The sequence below is a fragment of the Paenibacillus zanthoxyli JH29 genome, assembly GCF_000520715.1.
GTDB classification, from domain to species: Bacteria; Bacillota; Bacilli; order Paenibacillales; family Paenibacillaceae; genus Paenibacillus_AQ; species Paenibacillus_AQ zanthoxyli.
The window spans coordinates 1-9195 of the sequence record NZ_ASSD01000480.1 but is presented as its reverse complement, the minus strand read 5'-3'; the positions used below and the strand labels follow the sequence as shown (position 1 = coordinate 9195).

7 protein-coding genes and 1 pseudogene are annotated in these 9195 nt (G+C 52.8%); 7 read left to right on the top strand and 1 reads right to left on the bottom strand.

The features are described from left to right. The 7 genes and pseudogenes from L691_RS0118420 to L691_RS0118390 all read left to right on the top strand — a co-directional run. Positions 1-1239 (top strand): annotated as a pseudogene (locus tag L691_RS0118420) (chromosome segregation protein SMC); the annotation flags it as partial. A gap of 40 nt (positions 1240-1279) precedes the next feature. Next, on the top strand, positions 1280-2281 hold the full coding sequence (ftsY, locus tag L691_RS0118415) for a signal recognition particle-docking protein FtsY (RefSeq protein WP_025691877.1): 1002 nt from the start codon (positions 1280-1282) through the stop codon (positions 2279-2281). Between the two features lie 447 nt (positions 2282-2728). Beyond that, positions 2729-4192, top strand: a complete 1464-nt coding sequence (locus tag L691_RS0118410; RefSeq protein WP_025691876.1) for a circularly permuted type 2 ATP-grasp protein — start codon at positions 2729-2731, stop codon at positions 4190-4192. 54 nt (positions 4193-4246) lie between these two features. Continuing rightward, a complete protein-coding gene (locus tag L691_RS0118405) occupies positions 4247-5200 on the top strand; it encodes an alpha-E domain-containing protein (protein WP_025691875.1) in 954 nt (317 codons plus the stop codon). Next, positions 5197-6063 (top strand): transglutaminase family protein, encoded by an 867-nt coding sequence (locus tag L691_RS0118400; RefSeq protein WP_025691874.1) that lies wholly within the window; start codon positions 5197-5199, stop codon positions 6061-6063. Before L691_RS0118405 ends, L691_RS0118400 begins: the two co-directional genes overlap by 4 nt. Before the next feature lie 296 nt (positions 6064-6359). After that, a complete protein-coding gene (locus tag L691_RS0118395; protein ID WP_025691873.1) occupies positions 6360-7169 on the top strand; it encodes an SDR family oxidoreductase in 810 nt (269 codons plus the stop codon). A 96-nt stretch (positions 7170-7265) separates the two neighbouring features. Then, positions 7266-7646 carry a DnaJ family domain-containing protein gene (locus L691_RS0118390; protein WP_025691872.1) on the top strand — a complete coding sequence of 127 codons (381 nt, stop codon included), beginning with the start codon at positions 7266-7268 and terminating at the stop codon, positions 7644-7646. A 128-nt stretch (positions 7647-7774) separates the two neighbouring features. Here L691_RS0118390 and gluQRS read toward each other — a convergent pair whose 3' ends face one another. After that, complete coding sequence (gene gluQRS, locus L691_RS0118385) at positions 7775-8782, bottom strand: tRNA glutamyl-Q(34) synthetase GluQRS (protein WP_232229217.1); 1008 nt, start codon at positions 8780-8782, stop codon at positions 7775-7777. Positions 8783-9195 lie beyond the last annotated feature (413 nt).

Here is a 9195-nt window from a genome sequence, read left to right as displayed (position 1 = left end):
GCCGAACTGGCTCGTCTAGAGGAAGAGGAGCAAGCCGCCCATGAAGCGATCCGTCATGCGGAATCGCGGCGCAAGGCGAGCGAGTCCGAGAGGGAGGAGCTTCAGGGCAAGCTGACCGGCATGAAGGTTGCGGAAGGCAAGCTGGATCAGGAGATATTTTCGCAGGAGGAGCAGCTCCGAAGACTGAAGGCCGACGCCGGCTCGCACGACAAGGAGATGCGTCAGAACCGCAATCTGCTCATGACGTTTGAACAGGATTTGAAGACCAATGCCGTAGAAGCCGTCAAGCAGCAGGAAGATCTGAACACCTACCGCCTGAAAAAAGAAGAAGCGGCGGAGAAGCTGGATTACGCCCGCGCGGAACGAACGTCCCTAACCCGAAAGCTGGAGCTGGAGGAAGGCGAGACGAAGGAGCAGCGGCAGGCGCTGAAAGCGGTGGACGACCAGCTGCGTGCGACGGAGGTTTCCGTCGGCAGGCTCGACGTCGAGCTCGATAACATCCTGCGCAAGCTGAGCGACGATTATGAGCTGAGCTACGAGCTGGCGAAACAGCGTTATCCTGTCCCGGAGGATGTCCCTGCGGCGCAGGCTGAAGTACAGAAGCTCAGACGGAGCATTTCCGCGCTCGGCGAGGTGAATCTGGGAGCCGTTGAGGAATACCAGCGGGTGAATGAACGCTATACATTCCTCAGCGAGCAGAAGGATGATCTCGTTGAAGCGAAGACTACGCTGTATCAAGTCATCCGTGAAATGGAAGATGAGATGTCCAAGCGGTTCAAGCAGACATTCGATGCCATTCGGAGAGAATTTGGCACGGTCTTTACCAAGCTGTTCGGCGGAGGCCGGGCCGATCTGCTGCTGCTGGAGCCGGACAACCTGCTGAATACCGGCATTGATATCGTCGCCCAGCCGCCGGGAAAGAAGCTGCAAAATCTGCAGCTGCTGTCCGGGGGAGAGCGCGCGCTGACGGCGATGGCGCTGCTGTTCGCCATCCTGCAGGTAAAGCCGGTTCCGTTCTGCGTGCTGGATGAAGTGGAGGCGGCGCTGGATGAGGCGAATGTCGTAAGGTTTGCCCAGTACCTCCGCGAATTCTCGGAGCAGACCCAGTTCATCGTGGTGACCCACCGCAAAGGGACGATGGAAGAGGCCGATGTGCTCTACGGAGTAACGATGGAAGAAGGCGGGGTCTCCAAGCTGGTTTCTGTGCGTCTGGAAGATGAAGAGTCGGAGATCGCTTAAGTTGGCGGCTTGCCATTAATAACTGAACGGAGGAACAAGAGTGAGCTTTTTCAAGAAATTAAGAGAAAGTATTGCGGGCAAAACGGAGAGCGTAACGAAGCAGTTCCGGGAAGGTCTGGAGAAGACCCGCAAAGGCTTCGCCCAGAAAGTATCCGACCTGATTATCCGCCGCAAAAAAATCGACGAGGAGTTCTACGAGGAGCTGGAGGAAATCCTGATCGGCGCCGACGTTGGCGTGAACACGGTCATGACGCTGGTTGACGAACTCCGCACCGAGGTGAAGAAGGAGCGCATCGAGGATGCTGCCGAGCTGCAGCCGATTCTCTCCCGTAAGCTGATGGAGCTGCTGCGCAGTGACGATGACAACCGTCTTAATCAGAATCCGGACGGCATTACGGTCATTCTATTCGTCGGCGTCAACGGCGTCGGCAAGACGACAACGATCGGCAAGCTGGCGCACCGGTACAAGCAGGAGGGCAAAAAAGTTCTGCTGGCCGCCGGCGATACGTTCCGTGCGGGCGCCATCGAGCAGCTTGAGGTATGGGGACAGCGGGCCGGTGTGGATGTGATCAAGCAGAGCGCGGGCTCCGATCCCGCTGCGGTGATGTATGATGCGGTTCAGGCCGCCAAGCAGCGCGGCGTTGATGTGCTGATCTGTGACACGGCGGGACGGTTGCAGAACAAGAGCAATCTGATGGAAGAGCTGAACAAAATATTCCGCGTAATCCAGCGCGAGATTCCGGGCGCGCCGCATGAAGTGCTGATGGTGCTCGATGCAACGACCGGGCAGAACGCGCTTGCTCAGGCTAAGCTGTTCGGTGAGAAGAGCGGCGTGACGGGCCTTGTCCTCACCAAGCTGGACGGAACGGCTAAAGGCGGCATCGTCGTGGCGATCCGCCAGGAGTTGAACATTCCGGTAAAGCTGGTTGGACTTGGCGAGAAGATGGAGGACCTGCAGCCGTTCGATTCCGAACAATTCGTTCATGCTCTGTTCGCCGGGATCATTATCGACGAGAAGGAAGAAGAGACTTCGGGAGATTGAAATAACGTTCTAATAAGAGACATTCAGCAGCGCCGGCAGATGCCGGCGCTCTCTTGCGTCTGGCCAGTAAAGGAAACCCGCTAAGACTAAATGTAAGGAAACCCGACATTCTTTTAACCTAAACGCCGCATAAATTGTCAAAGCATTGTAAGTTCGCCAACAATTATATTATTTCATCATATGAAAAATTCATAATAGTGATTATTTCAGCTTATCCCACATCACATTTATCTATGATCCATCCTTGCGAATCTCCAGACCCGAAAAAGAGTACGGTTTCATCAGACCGGCGAAATGGTCGGCTAGCAAAAGTCTTGTTATATATGTTGACATGAGGATTCAAGTTTACGTATTATGAAATTGTGATTGAATATTTTTATGAATACTGTCTTAATTAAAAGTATGATTTATTGCTAAAAATTACATCTATTGAAAGGAGTCGGGCTCATGTCCAAACTTGATCCACTGCCCGGTCTGTCTCCGTATCCGCTGCACCATTTTTATGACGAAATGTTCGCTGGCGAACGCAGCGTCCGCCCTCATTACAAGAATGTCAACCACACATTTGCCAGACTGAGTCCCGAAGAGCTGCAAGTTAAACAACATTTAATGCAGCGGCGCATGATGGAGGAGGGCATTACCTTTACTCTGTACAACCCGGCTCAAGACCAACCCATGGAACGGACAATCCCCTTCGATATGATTCCGAGGATTATCCCCAAGGATGAGTGGGAGAAGCTTGAGGCAGGAATTATTCAGCGCGTGACGGCGCTTAATCTGTTCGTTCATGATATTTACCACGAACAATATATTATTAAGGACGGCATCGTGCCTCGCAAGATGGTTATCTCCAACTGTTATTTCCGTCCGGAAATGACAGGACTTCGCGTTCCCGGCGGAGCCTACATTACGACTTCTGGAATCGATCTGATCCGGCATCACGACGGGAATTATTATATTCTGGAGGATAATCTGCGCACACCTTCCGGTTTTTCCTACCTGTTTAAAGGAAGATCGCTGATGAACCAGCTGTTCCCTGAGCTCTCTTTTTCCAGCTCCATCCGGGATGTGGAACGCAGCATCAACCGCTTTTTATCAGTTCTGCGCAGCCTTTCACCTTCACGCACGTCAGATCCGGTTATTGCGCTTCTGACCCCGGGCCAGTACAACTCCGCATACTATGAGCATGCCTTCCTGGCACAGCAAATGGGCGTTCACCTCGTAGAAGGACGTGATTTGGTCATTCAGGATCACAAATTATTTTTACGGGAAATGAATGGACTTAAACGGGTAGACGTGCTGTACCGTCGGCTTGACGACGACTATATCGATCCGCTCGCCTTCGATCCGAACTCACTGCTTGGGGTACCGGGACTTATGAATGCTTATAGAGCAGGCAATGTGGCTATCGCCAATGCGCCGGGAACCGGAGTCGCCGACGATAAGGCTATGTACGTATATGTGCCTGATATGATCCGCTATTATCTGAATGAAGACCCGATTTTAAATAACGTTCCTACTTATCTGCTTTCGAGACCAGATGACCGGAAGTATGTGCTGGATCATTTGGGTGAAATGGTTGTCAAGGAAACCTCGTTGTCCGGAGGATACGGTATGCTGATCGGAAGCGAGGCAAGCAAGGAGGAGCAGGATAATTTCCGCCTTAAAATTCTTGCCGAACCGGATCGCTACATAGCTCAGCCGATTATGTCTCTGTCAAGAGCGCCGATACTTTCAGAAGGTAAAATGAGTCCGCGGCATATTGATTTGAGAGCTTTTGTCCTAATGGGCGCGGACCGTAAGCCACATGTCATTCCGGGAGGATTGACGCGCGTGGCGATGAGGGAAGGCACACTGGTAGTAAACTCCTCTCAAGGCGGCGGTGTTAAGGATACCTGGGTAATGTCCTAAACAGGTTTAATAACAAAAAGAGAGCAACAATCTAGGACGAGGGAGTGACGGTAAATGCTGAATCGAAATGCGGAAGCTTTGTTTTGGATCGGACGTTATATGGAAAGAGCGGAGAATCATGCAAGACTGATCGACGTTCATTATCATATTCAGCAGGAGGAGGACTTTCAGGAAGAAGGGCATAAATGGTCCAGGCTGATCGACGCGATCGGCGCTAGAAATGAATATTTGCAGCAATTTGAAAGCTTTTCGGAGCAGGACGTCCTATCCTTTATCACACTGGATCTCGGGAATGCAAATTCACTGTTCTCATGCGTGCATCAGGCTCGTAATAATTTGCGCACTCTGCGCCAGCAGCTGCCGAGCGAGCTGTGGGATATCGCCAACAGCTTCAACCTATGGCTCGGCGAACGGTCCGTTGCGGATATTATGAAGAGCCCTCATCAGTTCTATCAGCAGATCAAGGAACGGACGGCCACATTCCTGGGCGCCGAGCAGTCCGTTATGCTGCGGGGCAATGAGTGGCGGTTTATTGAAAGCGGACGATTCCTGGAAAGAGCGGAGAACACCGTCCGTATTCTGCAGTCGGTAATCTTATCCTGCCAGGATAAGGATGACACCTCTATTTACACCCAACTTCAGGCCGTATTGAAATCGGTCAGCGGATATCAAGCGTTCCGCAGATATTTTGCGGATGCGGTATCCCCGGAATGCATACTGGAGTTTCTGATTACGAATGCTGCATTTCCGCGTTCTATCCGTTTTGCTTCCCATGAACTCGAATACCATCTGTCGAATATCGAAATTGATTTCGCGGATGGGGGCGAGGGCTACGAACGGGTCATCCGCCAAGCAGGAAAGATTAGAGCCGAGCTTGATTACATGGAGAAGGAAGACATCGCCGGGGATCAGGTGGACCAGGTGCTGGAGTCGCTGAAGTCTTCCTGCCTGAAGCTGGGAAGAACGATGGAAACGGCCTTTTTTCGCCAAGAAGGGGTTAGGATATGAAAATTCAAATCAATCATACGACCCGGTATACTTATACGGAGCCGGTGACGGACAGTGTCAATGAGATCCGGCTGACTCCGCGGACCAATTACAGGCAATCCTGCTTCCATCATGAGGTGGAAATCTTTCCGCCGGCCAACATCCTTACTTACGAAGATTTCTTCGGAAACCGGGTTCACGCATACTCTGTTAATAAACCGCATACGGAGATGGTCATTCATACCCGTGCAACAGTCGTAACGGTGGACAAGGCTCAAGGGGCAGATCTGCCGAAGCTGCCACTTGCGGAGCAGATCAAACGGATGAAGGACGAGGAGTTTCAGAACCGGTATACCGAGTATATTTTGCCCACACGTTATACGGAGGTTACCCCGGAGCTGATGGAATTTGCCTCCCAGCATCCTTTTGACGAAGCGGAAGATTTATATGAATGGACCCGGAAGCTCTCCTCTACCATATATGAGCAGTTTACGTATGATCCTGGGGCGACCAGCGTCAACACGACGGTCAAAAAAGCGCTGAAACTCAAACGCGGCGTCTGCCAGGACTATGCCCATCTGATGATCGCAGTCTGCCGCAGCGTCGGGCTTCCATCAAGATATGTGAGCGGCTATCACTATGTGAGCGATCTTCAGGGCGGCAACGCCGATTTCGAGCAGGCCTCCCATGCATGGGTGGAGACGCATATTCCGGGTACCGGCTGGCTTGGCTTTGATCCGACCAACAATGTAGAAGTAAACTGGCGTTACGTAAAGCTGGGGCATGGACGCGACTATAAAGATATTGTGCCGGTTAAAGGCGTGTATCGCGGGGTTGCAGGCGAGCTGGAAGTAACGGTGGATGTGCAATTATTAGATAAGTAATAAAGCTGGAGCCGCATGGATTGCGGTGCTTGATACCATAGTTCTGGCCGCTTTCGGTATAACCGGGGGCGGCTGTTTTTGTACAATGGCATGTGTTCACCGGGCAGCGTACGGAAAATGTTCTAGCGGGTAAAGGATTGCAGACCTCCTTTTTTGGAGAAAATATTGGGGTAGATTTGCTGAATTTTGGTTCGAGAAAGAATCTTTTTTTGCTGAATCTAGTTAAAAAGGGAGACCCTTTGGGTAATCTTGAGACAAAGTCACTTATGACGTGAAAATGGAAGGAGAGACTGATTATGAGCCCCAATACTGGAACAAAACAGCGTTTTGCCGGAAGAACAGCGATTATTACCGGAGCGGGCTCGGGAATCGGCAGGGCCACAGCCATTCAGATGGCTAGGGAAGGCGCCAATGTTGCCCTATTCGATCTGGTGAATGACCGCACCTCCGTAGTGGAGAATAAGCTGAACCGTATGCGTGAAGGCTGCGCACTTGCTATGGATGTGGATACCTCCGATCCCGTTCGGATGGAAGATGCAGTCCGGAGAACGGTCGAGCATTTCGGCGGGCTGGATATCGTATTCGCCAATGCCGGCATTAACGGGTCCATCGGCCCCATTGAAGAATTGAGTATTGAGGATTGGCAGCGCACGCTGTCGGTGAACCTTACCGGGACATTCCTTTCCTTGAAATACACCATTCCTCATATGAAGAAAAAAGGAAAAGGGAGCATTATTATCACCAGCTCGATCAACGGCAATAGGCGGTTCGCAAGCTTCGGCTTTTCGCCTTACAGCACGACGAAGGCCGGGCAGGTGGCCTTTGCCAAAATGGCCGCTCTGGAGCTGGCGAAGTTCAAAGTCCGGGTAAACGTTATTTCTCCGGGAGCCATTGCCACCAATATTGATGAAAGCACCGAGCCGAATGAGGAACTGGAATCGATCATTATCCCGATGGAGTTCCCGGAAGGACAGCAGCCCCTGGCCGATGGCCCCGGCAAACCGGAAGATGTGGCAAAGCTGGTCTGCTTTTTGGCGTCGGATGAATCGTCTCATATAACCGGAGCGCAGATTGTCATAGATGGCGCCGAGTCGCTGCTGACTTAGAAGCGGGCTGCTAAGAGGAAGCGGGACAACGCATATCTATGGTAAAATAAAGCGTGGCGCGTAGAGCGCCGGACCATGATAAAGGAGGCGGCGGAAATGGCCATAATGTCTTGGTTGGCTGAGCAGCGGATTGAAGAAGCGATGCGAAAAGGCGAATTCCGGAATTTGCCGGGCCATGGAAAGCCGCTGGAACTGGAAGACTTGTCGGGGGTGCCCGAGGAGCTGCGAATGTCGTTCAAAATTATGAAGAATGCCGGACTTCTTCCCGAGGAGCTGCAGCTGCGGGCGGAATGTGCAACCCTTGAGAATCTGCTTGCCGCTTGTCATGATAGCGGAGCAGAGAGGCGTACTCTTAGCCGCAGATTGACGGAAAAGAAACTGCGTCTGGAGGAGCTTCTTCGGCAGCGCGGGCTGGACGGAAGCGCCGCATTCGCGCAGTACGGGGAACAAATCCGGATGAGATTGGATAAAGAATAAATCCGTATGAACCCGGATGCCTTGCCGCATGCTTTAGCAGCGGCAGGGTATCTTTTTTTAGATTAAAGAAAAGCAACCGCAAATGAAGGATTCGACAACTTCTTCGAAAAGACTCCGATAGGTTTTTCTTATGTCTCCTGCCGCCCAAGTGACGGATGCAGTCTGCCCAGCATGTCCGGAGTGACGATAATGTCTTCCCGGGAGATCCGTTCCAATTGAAAGGATTGGATCAGGTCATGCGGCGAGACCGGGAGCGGTTCGGGCAGCAGCCCGGCTGCCCAGGCAAGCCAGCCGGTTACGGTCTGAGGCGTCGCACCGGCTTCACGGAGCTCTGCAAGCGTAATTCCCCCATGACGCTTGGCCAACCTGCGGCCGTCCCGGTCCATGAGGAGCGGGACATGGGCAAACCGCGGCGCCTTCCAGCCCAGCGCTTCGTAGAGCATCAGCTGGCGGGGCGTGGAATCGAGCAGATCGGCCCCCCGAAGCACATCCGTAATCCCCATCAGGGCATCATCTACAACGACGGCAAGCTGGTACGAGAAGATGCCGTCGGCTCGCCGCACGATGAAGTCCCCTCCAGCAGCGGCATTGGCCCGGCGGTTTCCGGCCACACCGTCGGTAAAAGCAATCTCCCCGGGCGGCACGGCGAAGCGAAGGGATGGCGTCTTGCTTAAGGAGCGCTGTTCAGCTTCCTCGGCAGACAGGTAGCGGCAAGTTCCGGGGTACACCGGGCCTTCCGAAGCAAGACCGTGAGGAGCGGCGGCAGCGGCCAGAATATCGTGGCGGCTGCAGTAGCAGGGATACAATCTTCCATCGGCTCTTAACCGGTTCAGCGCAGCCTCGTACAGCTTCAGCCGTTCGCTTTGGACATAGGGTCCATATGGACCGCCCGCGTCAGGCCCTTCGTCCCAGTCGAGACCGAGCCAGCGTAGATCTTCAATAATATGCCGGGCGTATTCCGGACGGCAGCGAGCCGTGTCAATATCCTCCATGCGGAGCACTAGTTTTCCGTTCCGGCTGCGGATTTGCAGCCAAGCCATCAGAGCGGCCAGGGCGTTGCCGATATGAATGTCGCCGGATGGCGAGGGGGCGAAGCGGCCGCGAACGCTGCCGGCCGGAACAATATCAGTGAACAAGGGAGAACCCTCCTTGTGAAACGTAAAAATATGACTTGCGAAAGCGGGCGGTTTGTCATAAGCCGGAGGAGAGGAAGCATTATGCACCGCTCTTGAATTTTTCCGGCGTTTCACCCATGATTACAATAACTGAACGTGTCTTTCATAAAATATAAGACTTTCTTACTCAATATTTCATTGTAATTCACTAATGAAGCAATTGCCAGCTTAGGTGAACAATATCCATTCTTAACTTGGTATCGGAGCGATCAAATGAGCACACTTCCCATTATGCAGATCATGCCTGAACTTAAAAATAGACTTGCGGACTCCTCGTCCGCCGTCCTTATCGCGGAACCCGGAGCGGGCAAGACAACGATGACGCCGCTCGCGCTATTAGACGAGCCGTGGATGAAGGGCAAAACCATGCTCAT

Bases quoted from the DNA above. Each gene is read 5' to 3' on its own strand.
- L691_RS0118410 (WP_025691876.1), top strand. From the start codon at position 2,729: ATGTCCAAACTTGATCCACTGCCCGGTCTGTCTCCGTATCCGCTGCAC.
- L691_RS0118405 (WP_025691875.1), top strand. From the start codon at position 4,247: ATGCTGAATCGAAATGCGGAAGCTTTGTTTTGGATCGGACGTTATATG.
- L691_RS0118400 (WP_025691874.1), top strand. From the start codon at position 5,197: ATGAAAATTCAAATCAATCATACGACCCGGTATACTTATACGGAGCCG.
- L691_RS0118395 (WP_025691873.1), top strand. From the start codon at position 6,360: ATGAGCCCCAATACTGGAACAAAACAGCGTTTTGCCGGAAGAACAGCG.
- L691_RS0118390 (WP_025691872.1), top strand. From the start codon at position 7,266: ATGGCCATAATGTCTTGGTTGGCTGAGCAGCGGATTGAAGAAGCGATG.